The 17,192-nt window shown below is 63.6% G+C and carries 15 protein-coding genes and 1 tRNA gene; all 16 read right to left on the bottom strand.

The window, feature by feature from the left end:
* Positions 1–151 precede the first annotated feature (151 nt).
* The 16 genes from FGQ61_RS02205 to FGQ61_RS02275 all read right to left on the bottom strand — a co-directional run bounded on the left by FGQ61_RS02205 (position 152) and on the right by FGQ61_RS02275 (position 17,183).
* Positions 152–547, bottom strand: a complete 396-nt coding sequence (locus FGQ61_RS02205; RefSeq protein ID WP_138374436.1) for a putative Se/S carrier protein — start codon at positions 545–547, stop codon at positions 152–154.
* 15 nt (positions 548–562) lie between these two features.
* Positions 563–1,195 (bottom strand): molybdenum cofactor guanylyltransferase, encoded by a 633-nt coding sequence (gene mobA / locus FGQ61_RS02210; RefSeq protein WP_171021480.1) that lies wholly within the window; start codon positions 1,193–1,195, stop codon positions 563–565.
* A 155-nt stretch (positions 1,196–1,350) separates the two neighbouring features.
* Positions 1,351–1,447: transfer RNA gene (locus tag FGQ61_RS09565), tRNA-Sec, on the bottom strand.
* Between the two features lie 149 nt (positions 1,448–1,596).
* A complete protein-coding gene (selB, locus tag FGQ61_RS02215; protein WP_138374438.1) occupies positions 1,597–3,564 on the bottom strand; it encodes a selenocysteine-specific translation elongation factor in 1,968 nt (655 codons plus the stop codon).
* Positions 3,561–5,018, bottom strand: a complete 1,458-nt coding sequence (gene selA, locus FGQ61_RS02220) for an L-seryl-tRNA(Sec) selenium transferase (protein ID WP_212745428.1) — start codon at positions 5,016–5,018, stop codon at positions 3,561–3,563. The genes selB and selA overlap by 4 nt, the downstream gene beginning before the upstream one ends.
* A 52-nt stretch (positions 5,019–5,070) precedes the next feature.
* On the bottom strand, positions 5,071–7,188 hold the full coding sequence (locus FGQ61_RS02225; RefSeq protein WP_138374439.1) for a molybdopterin-containing oxidoreductase family protein: 2,118 nt from the start codon (positions 7,186–7,188) through the stop codon (positions 5,071–5,073).
* A gap of 122 nt (positions 7,189–7,310) precedes the next feature.
* The gene (locus tag FGQ61_RS02230; protein ID WP_138374440.1) at positions 7,311–8,150 is read right to left on the bottom strand and encodes a formate/nitrite transporter family protein; all 840 of its coding nucleotides are present in this window, start codon (positions 8,148–8,150) and stop codon (positions 7,311–7,313) included.
* A gap of 39 nt (positions 8,151–8,189) precedes the next feature.
* Positions 8,190–8,693, bottom strand: coding sequence for a hydrogenase maturation peptidase HycI (gene hycI, locus FGQ61_RS02235; protein ID WP_117847581.1), 504 nt, complete (start codon positions 8,691–8,693; stop codon positions 8,190–8,192).
* Positions 8,693–9,274 carry a formate hydrogenlyase maturation HycH family protein gene (locus tag FGQ61_RS02240; RefSeq protein WP_138374441.1) on the bottom strand — a complete coding sequence of 194 codons (582 nt, stop codon included), beginning with the start codon at positions 9,272–9,274 and terminating at the stop codon, positions 8,693–8,695. Before FGQ61_RS02240 ends, hycI begins: the two co-directional genes overlap by 1 nt.
* A complete protein-coding gene (locus FGQ61_RS02245) occupies positions 9,275–10,057 on the bottom strand; it encodes an NADH-quinone oxidoreductase subunit B family protein (protein WP_006234107.1) in 783 nt (260 codons plus the stop codon).
* A 2-nt stretch (positions 10,058–10,059) separates the two neighbouring features.
* Complete coding sequence (locus FGQ61_RS02250; protein WP_070097519.1) at positions 10,060–10,776, bottom strand: formate hydrogenlyase complex iron-sulfur subunit; 717 nt, start codon at positions 10,774–10,776, stop codon at positions 10,060–10,062.
* 1 nt (position 10,777) lies between these two features.
* On the bottom strand, positions 10,778–12,550 hold the full coding sequence (locus FGQ61_RS02255; RefSeq protein WP_118259006.1) for a hydrogenase large subunit: 1,773 nt from the start codon (positions 12,548–12,550) through the stop codon (positions 10,778–10,780).
* 3 nt (positions 12,551–12,553) lie between these two features.
* Positions 12,554–14,113 (bottom strand): hydrogenase 4 subunit F, encoded by a 1,560-nt coding sequence (locus tag FGQ61_RS02260; RefSeq protein ID WP_138374442.1) that lies wholly within the window; start codon positions 14,111–14,113, stop codon positions 12,554–12,556.
* 3 nt (positions 14,114–14,116) lie between these two features.
* A complete protein-coding gene (hyfE, locus tag FGQ61_RS02265; protein ID WP_089571633.1) occupies positions 14,117–14,770 on the bottom strand; it encodes a hydrogenase 4 membrane subunit in 654 nt (217 codons plus the stop codon).
* A 13-nt stretch (positions 14,771–14,783) separates the two neighbouring features.
* Positions 14,784–16,241, bottom strand: a complete 1,458-nt coding sequence (locus tag FGQ61_RS02270; RefSeq protein ID WP_138374443.1) for a hydrogenase 4 subunit D — start codon at positions 16,239–16,241, stop codon at positions 14,784–14,786.
* Positions 16,242–16,256: 15 nt separating this feature from the next.
* Positions 16,257–17,183: a respiratory chain complex I subunit 1 family protein gene (locus tag FGQ61_RS02275; RefSeq protein WP_022095201.1), complete on the bottom strand. Its 927-nt coding sequence runs from the start codon at positions 17,181–17,183 to the stop codon at positions 16,257–16,259.
* Positions 17,184–17,192 lie beyond the last annotated feature (9 nt).

The following is a 17,192-nucleotide window of genomic DNA, read 5'->3' on the forward strand; positions in this document are numbered from 1 at the left end:
AAGCCGACGAGCGGATGTTTCGTTTTGATTACGATGCAGGTAGAAGCGTTTTTGAGTGCCTGACGTGCAAAACCCGTGTTTCAAACCTGTTTCGTCCACGTGTTCCAAACCACCACATTGGGGACAGGCACCTTTGTGGTGGTGTTGGTGGTTAGAGGACGAGCTGGTGGTAGTCGGCGGGGGTTACGCGGCCCTCGGTGGCGGCGCGGAAGGCGGCGAGGGCATCGCCCGAGAACGGCATGGCCCAGCACAGTCCGCAGCCGGCGGTGATGGAGCCGGGCAGCGGCATGATGCGCCCAGGAACACCGGCGGCAAGGCACAGCTGTTCGCATTCCATCACATCGAAGGTGCTGTCGAACGACACGATGATTTTGCGTTCATGGTCGAGAGCATCACCGGACGGGCCTTCGCGGTGTGCATCGCGATACGCCGCGGCGGCCGCTTCCTCTTCCGCAGTATGTCCACAGCCACCGCAACCGCAGGTACAGGGTTCGGACCCGTCGCAAGTGCAAGGTTCTCCCGTGTCGGGACAAATATCGTGAGACATGGCAACTCCAATCGTCTAGGCGAGTAACTCGGCCGCCGCAAACTCCTCGGGCGTATTGACGTTCTCGAAGCAGAGCGTCGAGCCCGCGGCCTTAACGATCTGCGGCTCATCCATATAACCAGCTTGAACGCGATTGATCAGGCAGCGAATGCGCTGGCGGTCGCAGGCGAGCAGCTCTTGGGCGGCCGGCGCACAAGCGTCACGGCGCCAGACGGCGCAAAGCGGCTCAATCCCCCGCTCCTCGCGCGGCACGCACACGTCGAGCGCCTCGGCCTCAACACGATCGGCAAGCGCGCCGATAAGTTCCGGCGAGACAAACGGCATATCGCAGGCGACGATCGCCACGAGCGGCAATCGGGCCGCGGCCAACGAGCTCGCGATGCCGCGCATGGCACCGGCGGGACCGTCGACGTCCATCACCACGCGGGGGCGCAGGCCATCAAACATAAGCTCCTCAAGATAGGCAAGCTCACTGGGACGCGAAGTCGTCACGACCAACTCGCCGGCAACCTGAGCCAGGCGGCACAGCACGCGCTCGATCAAGGGCTCGCCGCAAAACAACATTCGTGCCTTGTCACAGCCCATGCGCGAGGACATCCCGCCCGCTTGAACGACGCAAGAAAGATCGGCCCGTCTTACGGTAGTCATACGGCAAACCACCCCCATCGGCATGCTCAAAACCCGGCACGCGAAGCCAAATACCGTCGCCGAAAAAGCGGGCGGTACGGCAAACCTGTGCAAAAACAAAACAGCGCCTTTGCGGCACGCAGCAAGACCGCGAGCACAAAAGCGCTGGTAGCGTATGGCGGGAACGTATGTGAATCGAACACATCCAAGACGTTTTGCACGCCTCGCAACGGTTTTGAGGACCGCGGAGCCCACCGGAGCCCATCCGTTCCCAAGTGCGGCGGTATTTTACCAAACCGAAACGGCTCCATCCCAAAAAGACGAACAAGAAGTTGCGGTGGAATAGTTCCTGTATTTGCTGCCAAAGCCTCCAAATAGGAACTATTTCACCGCAACTGAGGAGGTGGGAGCGAGTGACCGGCCTAGCGCAGGGACCTCAGGCCGCCGGCGTCCTTGTCGAGCACCGTAAAGCGCACGGCATCCAGGTGCTCCAAGATGCTGATGGCACGTTTGCGCGACACACCCAGCGCCTCGCGCAGCACGCTCGTGGTGGCAGCACCGCCGGCTTCGGCGATGACGGCGGCGACGAGCTCGCGCGCGTGAGCCTCAGCGGCAGCGGACAGGGCAACGTCGCGCTCGACCTTAACGATCGAGCGGTTGAGCGAAAGCTCGCGCAGGGCACGCGTCATGGCGTCGCGGCCGAGCTGCAGCTGTTCGCCCACCTCGGGAAGCGCCGGTGCATCGAGGCCGGCTTCGTCCAGCAAGGCAACGATACGTTCGCAGGCCTCGCGCACCACACGCGCCGCGGCGGCAGCGGAGTGCGGGTCGAATACCTCGGCACCCTCGGCGGCGCACACGCCACGCGAGCAGCCCTCGGCAATCAGAGCCGCGGCAACGACTTCATCGGCGGCAGGCCACGCAGCATGGGCGACGGCGCCGGGCGTAAAGCCCGTCTCCTTAGGAGACGCTGTGTGCATGGCTGACAGGGTCGCCGCCAGTGCGTCCATCGCAGCGTCGAGCACAGCGGCATTCGTATACAGCGTACCGCCCGAGCCGGCAAGCTCGCGAACAACACCTCGCGCCACCAACCCGTGCAGTGCGGCATCGACCTCGCCGACACCAAGATCCAAAGCCTCGGCAACATCAGCCGTCGTAACCGGCAGCGTCTGCAGCGCCAGCCAAGCGCCCACACCGCCCGCGATATCGCCGGACTCAAGCGCCGCATACAGCGCACGCTCTCCTTCGGCAAGCTCGCGCGAGCGACGGCAGCGCGAAAGCAGCACGCGCCCGCCGCCAATAAGCATCACGGGCGAATAGGACAGCACCACGGCATGGTCCCCGGCGCGCAGCGGCAGCGAGTTTTCCAAGCGCACCTGAACAATACGGGTCTCGCCCACCGCCATGGGGGCCTCACCCTCCATGAACATGATGCGACCGACAACCTCGGCTGTACCCGCCATCACGTGCACACGCGCACCCGACTCGAGCACACGCGGCTTGGCTCCCTCGCGACCCAAATACGTAAACGCCATCATAAATCGCATCGTCTGGCCAAAGCGGCCCGCCACACCGAGCATCTCACCGCGATCGAGCGCGGCGACGGCATCGCCCACCAAGTTGAGCGCCACACGCTGACCGGGCAACGCCCGCAGCGTATCGCCATGCACCTGAATCCCACGCACGCGACAGGCCGTACGCGACGGCAGCGCGACAAGCTCATCCCCCACCGCGACGGGCGCATCGTGCAGCGTTCCCGTCACCACGGTACCGGCGCCCTTGATCGTAAAGCAACGGTCGATGGGCAGACGCGGTGCGGCATCGGTGAGCTCGGCACGAGCACGGCAGGCATCCCAGCAAGCGGCAACCTGCTCGTCGAGCGCAACCAGCAGGTTATCGATTCCCGCGCCGGTCTTGGACGACACGGGCACAATCGGCGCGCCCTCAAACACGGTACCCGACAAAAAGTCATCGACATCGAGCTCGGCAAGCTCGGTCATCTCGGCGTCGGCCAGGTCGCACATCGTCAGCGCGACCACCATATGCGTAACGCCCAGCAGCTCCAGCACATGCACGTGCTCGCGGGTCTGCGGCATCACGCCCTCGACAGCCGAAACCACAAGCACCGCCACGTCGATGCCCGTGGCGCCCTGCACCATGGCGCGCAAGTAATGCGCGTGGCCCGGCACGTCGACCAGGCCAACGATCTTGCCACTCGGCAGTGCCAGCTCGCCAAAGCCCAGCTCCACGGTCATACCGCGACGGCGCTCAACCTCCAGACGGTCGGGATTCTTGCCGGTCAACGCCTCGATCAGTGCCGACTTACCATGGTCAACGTGGCCCGCCGTGCCAACGATAACGGGACACTCTACCAGCGCTTGAACCTCACTCATCGAGCAATCGCCTTCTCAACGCACGCGACGAGCGTCGATGCCGCCGTCTCGATATCGCGGTCGCCAACGAGCGTGCGCACGTCAAACAAAATGCGATCGTGCGAGGTTCGCGTGACGACCGGCGTGTCGAAGTCCTGGACAAGCGAGCGCTTGAGCGCGTCGACTGTCAGGCGCTTGTCAACAAGACGCACGGCCACGCACATCGTGGGCAGCTCAACGGTAGGCAGCGAACCGCCACCGGGCGTCGAGGACTCCTCGACAATCTCCAACTCAACGGCGCACGGGCAACCCGCCTTATCGAGCCCGGCGGCCATGCGATCGCGGAGCTTGCGGGCACGACGCTCCAGATGAGCCTGCGGAAGCGTGAGCATGTTGAGTACCGGCACCTCGCGATGGGCCACATCCGCCCCGTCCATGTAAATGCGCAGTGTAGCCTCGAGCGCCGCCAGTGCAAGCTTACCCGGACGCAGGGCACGCATAAGCGGATGCGACCCGCAGGCCTGGACCAGATCGCGACGACCCATGATAATGCCCGCCTGCGCGGCGCCGAGCAGCTTATCGCCCGAGCATGACACGATATCGAGCCCCGCCGCGACCGAAGCCGGCGTGGTTTCTTCGCCTCCGCGCACCAAGATGTCGTCGGGCAACAGCGCGCCCGACCCCTGGTCCTCGTAGAACAGCAGGCCATGCTTGTGGGCCAGGGCGGCAAGCTCCCGAGAGCCTACCTCCTCGTGAAAGCCCTCGATGCGATAGTTGGAAGGATGAACCTTGAGGATCATGGCCGTATCGGGTGTGATGGCTTGCTCATAATCTGCCAGGTGCGTGCGGTTGGTGGCGCCGACCTCGACGAGTTTGGCGCCCGAAGCCGCCATGACATCGGGGATGCGGAAGCTGCCGCCGATCTCGACAAGCTCGCCGCGGCTGACGATAACCTCTTTGCCCGCGGCATGGGTCGCCAGCACCAGCAGCACCGCGGCGGCGTTGTTGTTGACCACGAGCGCGTCCTCGGCACCGGTGAGTGAGCGGATGAGCTGCGCGGCATGCTCCTTGCGCGACCCTCGCGAGCAGGTGTCGACGCTGTACTCGAGCGTGCTGTAGCCGCGCGCGACCTCGGCCACGGCCTTTGCCGCCGACTCCGCGAGCGGGGCGCGGCCCAAGTTGGTATGGATGACCACACCCGTGGCGTTGACGGCAGGGCGCAGGCTCGGCAACGCGGAGCGGTGCGCACGCCACTCGATGGCCGAGGCAAGGTCGCGCTTAGAGCGCGGGGCAGCACCGGCGCGAATGGCTGCGCGCTCCTCGTCGAGCTCGGCCGTCACGGCGGCATGCACCACCGCGTCGCAGGTCTCCCCCGCCGCCTTCACTACCGGCCACTCGGCAAGCAGCTCGTTGACGGAAGGAATGGCGCGCAGGCGGGCGCGTACCTCATCGGACATGTTCTGGCTATCGCTCATGTACGGCCTTTCAAAAGAAACGTGGATCAGTCGAATGCATCAGCTGAGTCAATTACTCGCTATTATCCTCGCGTGCCGCGATCTTTTCCACGCGAACGGCGTTTTCCTGGGTGAGCGCGGCGCCCGTCAACGGGTCCCAACGCAACGGTGTATGGTCGAGCGGGCCCACGCCCAGGGCTTGAGCGCCACCGGCATCGGCGCCAAACGAACGCCCACCGGGGGCGGCCGAGGTGAAGATGCACGCCGGATGCAGATAGGGCGTCGTCTCCACGCGCACGCGATCGCGGCCCATGTCGCTCACAAGCTCGACGACCTCGCCATCGGCGATACCCATGCGAGCGGCGGCATCGGCATTCATCTGCACGGCATCCAGATCCGATCCAGCCTCGGCGGCACCTTGGGCCGCAAGCCTGCGCGAGGTGTGCGACTCAAAGGGACGGTTACCGCTAATGAGGCGAAACATCCCCGGGGCAGGCTCCACCATGGGAGCGATCCAGTTGGGTACACGACCCAGACCGGCTCGTTCCCATACGTCGCTTGCCAGCGCAATTTTGCCGCGATCCAAGGGAATCACCGGCTCGCCCGTACGCGACGGCAACGCAACACCCGTGTCGGCCCAGCCGCGCTCCTTGAGCTCGTCCAGATTGATCCCAAAAGGCGCCACCTGGGCAGCCGCCAGATCGTCAGACGTAAACTGGAAGTACTCGCCCATGCCACACGCCTGCGCCAGACCGGCAAAAATCTCCCGACCGGGACGCGTGTCGTCATGCTGCACGGGCAGCACGGCGTTGCGGTAGAACACGCGCGCGTCGTTGACGCCCGCCACCGTTCCCACGCCGCGGTCGGCCTCCAGATACGTCACGTCGGGCAGCACGAAGTCAGAAGCGCGCGCTGTCTCGGACCAGCGAATATCAATCGTCACGAGCAAGTCAAGCTGCTGCAAAATACCCAACCAAGCCTGCGCATTGCCATAGCCCGCACCGGGGTTACTGGCATAGACGATGAGTCCACGCAAATCGCCGGCAAGAATCGACTGACCGATGGTCGTGCACAGACCGCGCACCGGATCGACCAGTGGATAGCGCTCGGACCCCAGCTTGGGCCCGCGCGGCACCGGCGGCGTCGCAAAGCGTGCGGGATCGAGGTCGCCCAACGCAAGCGGCGTGGGCGGGTTGAGGGCACCGCCCGCGTGTCCGATGCAGCCCAGCAGCACATCGACCAGACAAATCGCGCGCGCGGTCTGGGTACTGTTGGCATACGCGATACCGATGCCGCCATGAAAGCCCGCATCCACCACAGCGGCAGGCGCGGCGGCAGCGAGATCGCGCGCCGTGGCGACAATCTCTGCGGCCGGCACGTCGCACATCGATTCGGCCCACTCGGGTGTCCAAGCACTGGCCGCCTGCGCCAGCTCGTCAAAGCCTGTGGCGTAGCGGTCCACGAACTCGTGATCGTACAGGTCCTCGGCTACCAGCACATGTGCGATACCCAGCAGCAACGCCAAATCGCATCCGGGACGCACGCGCAGCCAGCGGTCGGCAAGCGCGGCCGAACCGCTGCGCCGGGGGTCAACCACGATGATCTTCGCCCCGCGCCGGCGCGCATCGTTGAGTGCGTCAACGGCTCCCATCGTCGACGAATCGACAATGGAACGCCCCAAATACATGATGCAATCGGTATGCTCCAGGTCGGAAGCGGGGCTGTAGCCCAGGCTGTGCTCCCAACCGGTAAGCCGGCTTACCTCGCAGGCGCCATCGGCACCGTATACGTTGGGCGAACCCAGCGCATGCATAAAACGAAACGCCCAGTAGCGGTCGAACGAGGGCACACCAAGTGTCATGCCCAGCGCGCGCGGACCATGCCCGTCAACAATCCCCCCAAGGCGCGCAGCGATCTGCGTAAACGCCTCGTCCCAGGAAATCGCATCGAACCCCGAGCCATCCTGGCGGCGACACATGGGGTGCACGATGCGGTCGCGCTCGTCAAACGGCATTGCCAGGCGATGCCGTCCGCGGGCGCACAGGGCACGCGCCGCGCACGGATGCCCCGGCACCGGCAGATCGGCCACCACACGCCCATCCTCAACATGGGCTGCAAAGGCGCAATCGGCATAGCATCCCCCGCATGTGGTCACCACGGCGCGACCGTCACGCTCCACAGCAGATGCCATCTCGATTACCCCTTTCGCAAGCCAAACACAACAGGCAAACAGCCCAGCAACGAGCCCCAGACCCAAAAAGCCTCCCGCACGGCAACGCCCCGCGGGAGGCCCAACGTCAAACAGACGGCACCTTACGCCTCGGACTTCTTGGCGTAGATAAACCAGTAGCCGAGCGCGACCAGAACCGCGCCGCCCACGATGTTGCCCAGCGTGGCGGCGAACAGGTTAAACGCAATGCCCGCAGCATTGAGTGCATCAGCGCCAGCGACGTCGGCACCGTAACCGCATGCATGCATCACGGCGCCCATAGGCAAAAAGTACATGTTGGCGACGCAGTGCTCAAAACCGCAGGCCACAAAGGCGGCGATGGGCAGCAGAATGCCCACGACCTTATCGACCACGGTCTTGCCGGCGGTACCGATCCACACGGCCAGGCACACAAAGATGTTGCACAGGATGCCGCGGAAGAAGATCGTCACCCAGTCGATCGTCACCTTGCCGGCGGCGACGCTCACCATGGAATTGGCGACCGCCTCGCCGTTGAGCTTGTAAATGCCGGCCATATACACCAAAAAGACGATGAACAGAGCGCCGACAAAATTGCCGACCCACACGACGACCCATGCCTTGAGCATCTGAGCCAGGGAGATCTTTTTGCTCTTGAGCGCGCAGACCATAAGCGAATTACCGGTAAACAGCTCGGCGCCGCACACCAGTACCAGCACCAGGCCCAGGCAAAAGCACAGACCGCCCACGACGCGCTGGGCACCCCAGCCCAGCGTGCTGTCGCTCAAGAACACGGTAAAGAACAGGCCACCGAAGGCAATAAACGCACCGGCGAACATTGCCAACAGAAAGGCCTTTGCGACCGGCAGGTTGGCCTTGGTCACGCCGGCGGCCTCGGTCTTGGCCTCGATCGCGGCGGGCGCCAGGCAATCGGGAGCGGGATATTCTGCCTTGGAATCTGCCATGTCAATCACTTCTTTCCTAATCAGCAGGGACAAGCGCACCTATTGCTCTTGTCCCAAGCGGACAAAGTGGGAAAAGTCGTTGGCGGCCACGGCGTCGTACACGGCGTCGACGGCGTCAAAGACTTCCGGGGACATGGGGTTGTAGAACTCCGTGTCGCCCGGCTGAATCCCTATGAAGACGATATCTTCGCACGATTGCTCAATCTCTTCGATCAGAATCGACAAGGGAAGCGAATGCGTGGTGAACATCGACTTGCGCGCGACGTCGGTCTTATCGAGCAGGCGGATGGCACCGACGGGCAGCGCCATGTCGGCGGCATCGACCAACACTAGGCGCGGCGGACGCTCGCGCTTGACCTCGATGATGTCGTCCTCGGGCGTCTGACCACCGTCGATGGTGTACCAACCGGCGATGGGCGTGTCCTCCATCTTTTTGGAGAGCACGGGGCCAGCGGCATCGTCGGCGCGCAGCACGCTTCCCGCCGTGAGCACAATGCCCGCAAACGGGGCGTCGTTCACACGGCCATCCACAACGCGACCCATTACTGCAACCTCCCCGTCAGATACACGCCCGACACATCGCGCACGCGCTCAACCAGATCGCGAAACTTCATTAAGAACGCAACCTGCTGGGCATGCAGGCCAAAGTCGTTATCGAACACCGAGATGCCGGCCTTGGCCGAACCGCGAAAACCGCGATCGTCGAGCAGCGTGTCACAGGCCTCGAGCAGCGACGGCACCGCCGCCTTGTCGAGCTGGCACTCGCCAAAGGAGCGGATGGCCTCGAACTTGGTCTTGGCCTCCCCCTCCGGCAGCGCGTCGATAAGCGTATAGAACACGTTCACCGGCACCGACAGGCGCGGCTCAAAGCAGTCGAGCACGCCGGTGTGGTGGCCCACGGCGAGCGTGTAGTACAGCACGTCGCAGGCCTCCTGGGGAACGTCTTCCTCGGTCTCCACAAACTTACGCGTGAGCTCATAGAAGACCACCTGGTCGGGCGTATGGCCCAGGCAGGGGTCGGCGACGCCCTCGGCGGCCTCGTCGCTTGCGCGCGAGGCATCGCCAAAAGAGCCGCCGAGCATGCCGGGGCCCGCAAAGTAACCAGAGCGGTCCGTGAGCTCCATCTAGCGACCTCCGGCCAGTACCAGATCCTGTAACGCCGAGTACACCTCAACGCGGCGAGGATCATCCTGCTTGTCGATGAGCAGCGCCATGGCACCGCGGATATCGCCCTTGGGCGCGCCCTCGAGCGTATCCATAAACTCGTTGGCCAAGTCGCGGCCGTAACGGTAGCCGCTCATGGCGCGAGCCTCGCGCTCGATGGCAACGCGCAGCTTGTACGGCACGCCGGGGTGCAGGATATCGGCCTGCTCGCCGGCGGCCTCCACCGTGGTCTCGGCATGGAGCTTTTGGTCCAGCAGGCCAAGTGCCATGGCAAAGCCGTAGACGGTCTGCGCGGGGCTGGGCGGGCAGCCGGGGATGTAGACATCGACCGGCAGAATCTTATCCGTACCGCCCCAGACGCAGTAGTTGTCGTAGAAGATGCCGCCGGTGCAGCCGCACGCGCCATAGGACACTACGATCTTGGGATCGGGTGCGGCCTCAAAAGCGCGCAGGGCCGGCATGCGCATGGCACGCGTCACGGCACCGGTGTACAGCAGCACGTCGGCGTGACGGGGCGAAGGCACGACCTTGATGCCAAAACGCTCGACGTCAAAGACGGGCGTGATGGAACCGAAGATCTCGATCTCGCAGCCGTTGCAGCCGCCGCAGTCGACACGGTAGACGTACACCGAGCGCTTGATCTTCTTAAGAAGGGTCGCCTTGGCCTTCTCGATGCTCTCGTCGAGCTCGATCTTGGTCGGGCGGTACTGAAGCCGCTCGGGCAAAAGCGTGGGTTCGGCCATGGTTACTCCTCCTTCGTTTCAAAATCCATGATGATGCCCTCGACCGGTGCAGGACCGGCGGGGATCTCGGGCGCATCGGGGTTGAGCTCGCGGTCGATATACTCCGGGTTCACGCCGTGGCCGCCCAGATACTCCATGCCGGGGCCCTGGGGCTCACCGGACGCAAGCGTCTCGTTGGCAGCCATGCCGGCAGCGTTGCCGGTCTTTACGGCCGAGGCGGCGCGCAGGGCGTCGAGCTCGCGCTTGCACTCCTGGCACATACCGACGGTACGGGCAGCCTGCTCGGCCTCCATGCCGCCGGCCTTTTGCAGCAGGCGCTTGGCGTAGTCGATCTCCTTGTGCGGGGCAAACGGCTTGCCGCAGCGCGAACAGTGCTCGAGCGTGTAGACGCTCTTGCTGGTGAGGTCGTCCTTGCTCATGACGGCCAGCTCAAACTCCTCGGTGAGCTTGATGGCCTCCATGGGGCAGGCTTCCTCACAGCGGCCGCAAAAGATGCAGCGGCCATAGTCGATCGACCAGGTAATGGTATCGGCCGCAAGGTCGGTGTCCATGCGAATGGCATCGGCCGGGCACGCCACGCCGCAGGCACCGCAGGCGATGCAGAGCTCGGCATTGTGCTCGGGTTTGCCGCGCATGTCCTTGTTGGTAGGGAACGGCGCAAACGGGTACTTGACCGTCGCGTCGCCGGCCTTGGCGTTAACCTTCCAAAGCTTCAGCATATTAGAGCGCCTCCTCATCGAGCGGAGCGGCCATGGTGCCCTCGCCCGCAAGCGGCGACTTGTCGCGCCAGACGTTCTCGAACTGCTCCTTGTCGAGCACATGGTCGCGCTTGGCGGCGACATCGGTCACCGTCACGCGGTCGGTGCAGGAGTAGCACGGGTCGAGCGAGCCGACGATCAGCGCCGCGTCGCCCACGGTGTTGCCGCGGAACATGTAGCGCAGGACCGGCCAGTTGCTGTACGTGGCGGCCTTGGCGCGCCAGCGGTAGCACTTCTGGTTATTGCCGAGCATGGCCCAGTGCACGTCCTCGCCGCGCGGCGCCTCGGTGGCACCGATGGCGTACTTGTGCGGGGTGTACTCCCAATCCGTGGTGAGGATGGGGCCCGACGGGCAGTTCTCGAGCATGGTCTCGATCATGTCGATCGAATCGTAGACCTCCTGGATGCGAACGGCGGTACGGCCGAAGGCATCGCAGGTGTCGGCCGTGGCGGCGTGCATCTTTTGGATGTCCGGATCGGCGTAGCCGTCGAAGGGATGGTCAAAGCGCACGTCGCGGGCATAGCCCGAGCCACGCATGAGCGGGCCGACCGGCGAGAAGTCGCGTGCGATCTTGCGGTCCAAGATGCCGATGCCACTCGTACGCTCAATGAAGTTGGGCGTGGAGAGCAAGACGTCGACGAGCTCCTGAACCTCGGAGCGCAGCTGGTGGATGGTCGTGAGCGTGGAGAGCTTCTGCTCGGCCAAAATGTCGCGACGCACGCCGCCGATCACGTTGAGGCCGTAGGTCTTGCGGTGACCGGAGAGCTTCTCGGCCAGGTCCATGGACTTCTCGCGGACGCGGAAGAACTGCTGGAAGCCGGAGTCGAAGCCGGTGTAGTGCGATGCGAGGCCAATATTGAGCAGGTGTGAGTGCAGACGCTCGACCTCGAGCATGATGGCGCGGATGTACTGGGCGCGCGGCGGGACATGGATGCCCTGTGCGCGCTCGACGGCCTCGGCATAGGCCACCGAGTGGGCGCAGCCGCAGATGCCGCAGATGCGGTCGGCGAGGAACGTCACGGCGTCATAGTTCAGGCGCGTCTCGGCGACCTTCTCCATGCCGCGGTGCACGTAGAACAGACGGTAGTCGGCGTCGACGATCGTCTCGCCCTCAACGAACAGGCGGAAGTGGCCGGGCTCGTCGGAGGTGATGTGCAACGGGCCCATGGGGACAAGCGTCGTCTCCTTGCCCTTGGTATCGGCCAAGAACTCGTAGTTTTCCATGTCACTCGCGGGAGCGGGACGGAAGCGGTAGTCCATGGAGTCCTTGCGCAGCGGGTACAGGCCGCTGGGCCAATCGTCGGGCAGCACCAGGCGACGACGGTCGGGCAGACCCTCGGGGATCAGGCCAAACATATCGCGCAGCTCGCGCTCGCCCCACACGCAGGCGGGGACGAACGGCGTCACGGACGGGAACGTCATCTTGGCGGGATCGACCTCGGTGCGCACGGTCACCCAGCCGGGGTCCTCCCCCTCCATGGAGATGACGTAGTACACGGCGTAACGGCCGCACAGGCTGCGCTCATCGTTGCCGATGATCACGGGAATCCAGCCGTAGCGCTCGTAGTACAGGTAGTGGACGGCCTCGGGCAGCTTGTCCTGCTTGACGGTAATCGTCAGCTGGTCCTCGCACTGCCACTCAACCTTCTCGATGCAGCCCGGAACGGCGCGGCGCAGGGCCTCGACATGGCTCTCGCAGCGACGGGCATACACCTTGTTCTCAGTTTCAATCATTCGTTACTTCACCTCGCTCTGAGCGGTCTCGGTACCGAACACAGCGCGGTACATCGGCGTCGCGTGAAGTTCCTCGGTGCTCTGCTCGAGCACGATGCCGGTCGCGGTCTCCACACCGTGCACGAGGGGCAGCGGGGTGGCGATGCCAAACCACAAGATCATGACAGCCAGGATGATTTCGGGAATAAGCATGAGCGCCGGAGCCTCATGCTTGCCCATGCCCTGGGGCGCATGGCCGAATACCGACTTGAGTGCGATACGGGTGAGCGCGGAGATGGCCACGGTAAGACCGAGGGCGACCACGACGACCAGCCACATGGGACCGGCGGTAACACCGGCGACAAAAGTCAGGAACTCGGAGATAAACATGCCAAAGGGCGGGAAGGCGCCAAGACCGAGCAGCGCCAGGACGGCGAGCGCGGCGGTTGCGGGGGCAACCTCGACGACACCCTGAATCTTGGCCAGGCTACGCGTACCAAAGGCGTGCTGGATGTTGCCGGACACGCAGAAGGCAAGCGTCTTGGTAAAGCCGTGGAACACGCAGTGCAGCAGGGCCGCGGCGATACCCAGCGGGCCACCGATACCCAGGCACAGGGCGATAACGCCCACGTTCTCCACAGACGAGTACGCAAAGCGGCGCTTGAGGTCGTCCTGGCGAAACATCGAGAGTGCCGCCACCAAAATGGACAGCGTGCCGACGATCAGCAGCAAAAGCTGCGGATACTCGGCGCCCACGGCCTGGATGGTAAAGCCGTAGAAGCGCATGATCACAAGCATGGCGCACTTAAGCAGCACGCCCGAGAGCAGGGCCGAGACAGGGCTCGGGGCCTGGGAGTGGGCATCGGGCAGCCAAGTGTGCATGGGGAACAGGCCGGCCTTGGTGCCAAAGCCGATCACGATAAACGCAAAGGCGAGGCGCATGAGCGTCGGGTCGAACTGGTCGGCATACGGCAGCACGCACGACAGGAACGCGGCCTCGTGGGCGTTGGGAATCACGTCGGCGGCGTTGGCGTAGATCAGCAGCGTACCGAACAGGCCAAAGGCCACGCCGGCGGTGCAGACCATCGCATACTTCCAAGAAGCCTCGAGGGCCGTCTTGTTCTTGTAGATACCCACGAGGAACACGGTGGAAAGCGTGGTTGCCTCCACGGCGGCCCACGTGAGGATCATGTTGTTGGACAGGCACGCGAGCAGCATGGTGAACACAAACAGGCTAAACAGCGCAAAATACTGCTTGGCGCGCTCGGCGGGCATGGAGCCCTCCTCGATATCGGCCTTTACATAGGGCAGCGAGAACAGCCCCGTAAGAAAACCGATAAAGCCGATGAGCAGCACAAAGATGGCGCCCAGCGAATCGAGGTGGAACCACAGGCCAAGAGCGCTCGCGGTTTCGCCGCTCATAAGGACGTCGCCGGCCGTCATAATCGACAGCACCAGGACGGCTGCGACGGAGACCAGGTTGAGACCGGCAAACACGTTATAGGACGTGTTCTTGGGCAAAAACGCCATGACCAGCGAGAACACCAAAGGAGTCGCGAGCAGGGCGAGAATCAACGTTTCCATGGACTACCCCCTCAGCTCGGACAGGTCGCGCGCATCGAGCGAGTGGGAGTCGTCCCAAATGCGACGCACGACGATGGACATGATGATGACGGCAAAGATGGCGTCGGTGGCGATACCGATCTCGATGATCTCGGGAGCGGTGGGGGCCAAAAGCGCGAGCGTCACGTGGCTGCCGTTTTCCATAAGGCAGTATCCAAAGATCTGCTTCATGATGTTGCGCTGCGAGATGATGCAGGTGAGGCCCACGAAGAAGTGAGCGAAGCTAATAGCGAGCGCAGGCGTTGCGACCTCGGCCGTGGGCAGGCTGATCTGCGTCACAACGGCAAAGCAGATCGCGACCTCGACGGCGATGATGCAGATGGCCCACGCGGGCTTAAGGCCGGCCTTGAGCGATGCGTCGCTCGGCTCGCCCATCTTCTTGTATGCGCGGTTGAGGATGTAAGGGACCAGGACGACCTTAGTGATAAAGGCAGATCCGGCCCACATTAGCAGCTCCTGCGCACCGGTGGTGACACCGAGCGTGGCGAGAAGCCCCACGAGCACCAGCGACTGCACCGCATACCAGCGAATGGCGTGCTTGATGTTCTTGGAGACGACCACCATGGTGGACGTGACAATCAGAAGGCCGCCAAGGATGTTGACGATCGAATAACCCATGTCGTTCTACCTCCTAACCGATCCAGCTGGCCGAAAGCGGGCCGCTGACGATGACCATGATGATGAGCACGATGAACACGAACGCCATCGCGCGGGGAAGCGGGGCTCCCGCAGCGACCTCTTCGCTCGGCTCGCCGGGCAGGCAATAGCCCATCCACTTGAGGAACCAGGCAAAGGTGGCGACGGTCTCGGCGACCATGATGCACACGAGCACCAGGATCGCCACGTTGCCGGCACCCACAGAAAAGCCGCCGGCGATGATCTGGAACTTCGAGAAGAACGTGTTCATGGGCGGCACGCCGGCAATGGCGAGCGCGGCGACACCAAAGCCCACGCCCGAGATCGGGTACTTCTTTACGATGCCGCGAAGCTTGGGCAGCATACGCGTACCGAGCGTAAAGGAGAACGAACCGGCGATCAGGAAGAACAGCGTCTTGGCGAAAGCATGGTTAAAGATGTGGCACACGGCGCCATCAAAGGCCAGATGGCTGCCAAAGACCGAAAGGCCCAGACCAAAGAACACATAGGAGAGCTGAGCGATCGTGGAGAAGGCCAGCAGGCGCTTCATGTCCTTTTGCGGCAGGTACATAAGGAAACCAAAGAGCATGGTGACCATGGCGTCGATAATGGCGACCCAGCCCACGATCTCGGGAATCTCGCCGGCAGAGACGAGTGCACGCGCGAACACGCACACGCCGACCTTGACCATCGAGGCGCCATGCAGATAGGCCGAAACAGGCGTCGGCGCCTCCATGGCCGAAGGCAGCCACATGTACATGGGGACCTGCGCGGACTTGGCCCAAGCGGCAAAGAGCACCAGCAGAAGGACGATAGCCTTGAGCTTGGCGTCGAGGCCGGCAATCGCGGTGATGGCGAAGGTGCCGGTGTGGGCAAACACGATGGCGGCGCCCAGATACAGGCCGAGCGCACCGATATGCGTGATAATCAGGGCCTTCATGCCGGCCTTCTTGGCCGTAGGCGACATGTAGTAGCTGATGAGGCCCCAAGAGCAGGCACCCGTGATCTCAAAGAACACGAGCTGGCCCAAAAGGGTCGAGCTGTACACGAGGCCGGCCATGGCGCCGATGAAGGTCGCGAGGTACGCGTAGAAGCGACGACGTGGTGCGTCGGGATGCTCACGGTTATTCTCGCTCATATAGGGAATCGAATAGATCACGACAAGCAGGCCGATACCCACAAAGGCGGGCGCGAGCAGCGTGCTCATGCGATCGAAGGTGAATCCCATGACGAGGGTCTGCCCAAACGAGATCAGGGGGACCTGCGTGTCGGGCATGCCGGCACCAGCGAAATTCGCGGCGAGGGCGATGGTGCAGACCGTCGAGACGGCGGCACCCAAAACGCTGAACCACTTGGCGTACGGACGGGGGAACAGGGCGACGAGCACCGAGGCCACCATCGGGGCCGCGATAGCGACCAAGCCGAGAAGGGACAGACTGACTGCAAATGACATTGTTTCTCCCTTCTCCTACACGCCGACGACCACGAAGACAAACGCCAGAACGGCGATGCCCACGACGGCCCAGGTCTGATTGCCAAGCACCTTAAAACGCGAGCGCGAGCAGGAGTTTTCGATCACGCCGCATACGACAAAGTCGATCAGGCACTTCACCAGGAAGATGACCGCGCCCAGAACGGCAGCGGCGCCCACGGTCGCTGGCTCGCCCCAGGGGACGAAGATCGCGCAGAACCAGGCGACGACCAGGACCTGCTTCATGGACATGGCGAGCTTGGCCATCGCAAGCGACGGGCCGGAAAGCTCGGCGAGCGGACCTTCCTGAAGCTCCTGCTCGGCCTCGGCCTGATCAAACGGCAGCTTGCCGAGCTCCATGTAGCAGGCAATCGCAAAGGCGATGCCGGCGAGGATCACGGCGACCGGCGCGTCTATGGCGCCCGTCATGATGTGCTGGCCCATGGTGGCGATGTCGGTGGAACCGCAAACCAGGGCGGCGGCAAACAGCGCCAGCAGCATGGACGGCTCGATGAGCACGCTCATGAGCAGCTCGCGAACGCCGCCGATACCGGCGTAGGCGTTGGATGAATCCACACCGCAGAGGGCGAAGAAGAAGCGGGCGAGCGCCAGGCTGTACATGATGGTGATGGCGTCACCAAAGACCGGGATGGGGCTTTGTGCCGTAAAGAGCGGCAGACCCATCGCGAGCATAAAGGCGACGGCGAAGAACAGCGGCGGCATAATGCGCAGCGCAAAGCTCGCGTCCTCGCTCTGGGACTCGGGGCGCGCAAAGAGCTTGGCCAGGTCGCGGTAGTCCTGCATGATGCTGGGGCCGCGACGGTTGTGCATCTTGGCGCGGATAACGCGGCCGAGACCGGAGAAGAACGGCGCGACGGCCATGACGACCACGCCCTGCAGAACGGCAAGTACGATGTTGTTCATGCTCTCCCC

It is taken from the genome of Collinsella aerofaciens (assembly GCF_005844325.1).
Classification (GTDB): Bacteria; Actinomycetota; Coriobacteriia; order Coriobacteriales; family Coriobacteriaceae; genus Collinsella; species Collinsella aerofaciens_G.

Excerpts from the sequence above, each read along its gene's own strand:
- FGQ61_RS02240 (WP_138374441.1), bottom strand. The coding sequence starts at position 9,274 with ATGGAGCTCACGGACCGCTCTGGTTACTTTGCGGGCCCCGGCATGCTC.
- FGQ61_RS02245 (WP_006234107.1), bottom strand. The coding sequence starts at position 10,057 with ATGGCCGAACCCACGCTTTTGCCCGAGCGGCTTCAGTACCGCCCGACC.
- FGQ61_RS02250 (WP_070097519.1), bottom strand. The coding sequence starts at position 10,776 with ATGCTGAAGCTTTGGAAGGTTAACGCCAAGGCCGGCGACGCGACGGTC.
- FGQ61_RS02255 (WP_118259006.1), bottom strand. The coding sequence starts at position 12,550 with ATGATTGAAACTGAGAACAAGGTGTATGCCCGTCGCTGCGAGAGCCAT.
- mobA (WP_171021480.1), bottom strand. The coding sequence starts at position 1,195 with ATGACTACCGTAAGACGGGCCGATCTTTCTTGCGTCGTTCAAGCGGGC.
- selA (WP_212745428.1), bottom strand. The coding sequence starts at position 5,018 with ATGAGCGATAGCCAGAACATGTCCGATGAGGTACGCGCCCGCCTGCGC.
- FGQ61_RS02205 (WP_138374436.1), bottom strand. The coding sequence starts at position 547 with ATGTCTCACGATATTTGTCCCGACACGGGAGAACCTTGCACTTGCGAC.
- FGQ61_RS02225 (WP_138374439.1), bottom strand. The coding sequence starts at position 7,188 with ATGGCATCTGCTGTGGAGCGTGACGGTCGCGCCGTGGTGACCACATGC.
- selB (WP_138374438.1), bottom strand. The coding sequence starts at position 3,564 with ATGAGTGAGGTTCAAGCGCTGGTAGAGTGTCCCGTTATCGTTGGCACG.
- FGQ61_RS02230 (WP_138374440.1), bottom strand. The coding sequence starts at position 8,150 with ATGGCAGATTCCAAGGCAGAATATCCCGCTCCCGATTGCCTGGCGCCC.
- hyfE (WP_089571633.1), bottom strand. The coding sequence starts at position 14,770 with ATGGGTTATTCGATCGTCAACATCCTTGGCGGCCTTCTGATTGTCACG.
- FGQ61_RS02260 (WP_138374442.1), bottom strand. The coding sequence starts at position 14,113 with ATGGAAACGTTGATTCTCGCCCTGCTCGCGACTCCTTTGGTGTTCTCG.
- FGQ61_RS02275 (WP_022095201.1), bottom strand. The coding sequence starts at position 17,183 with ATGAACAACATCGTACTTGCCGTTCTGCAGGGCGTGGTCGTCATGGCC.
- FGQ61_RS02270 (WP_138374443.1), bottom strand. The coding sequence starts at position 16,241 with ATGTCATTTGCAGTCAGTCTGTCCCTTCTCGGCTTGGTCGCTATCGCG.
- hycI (WP_117847581.1), bottom strand. The coding sequence starts at position 8,693 with ATGGGTCGCGTTGTGGATGGCCGTGTGAACGACGCCCCGTTTGCGGGC.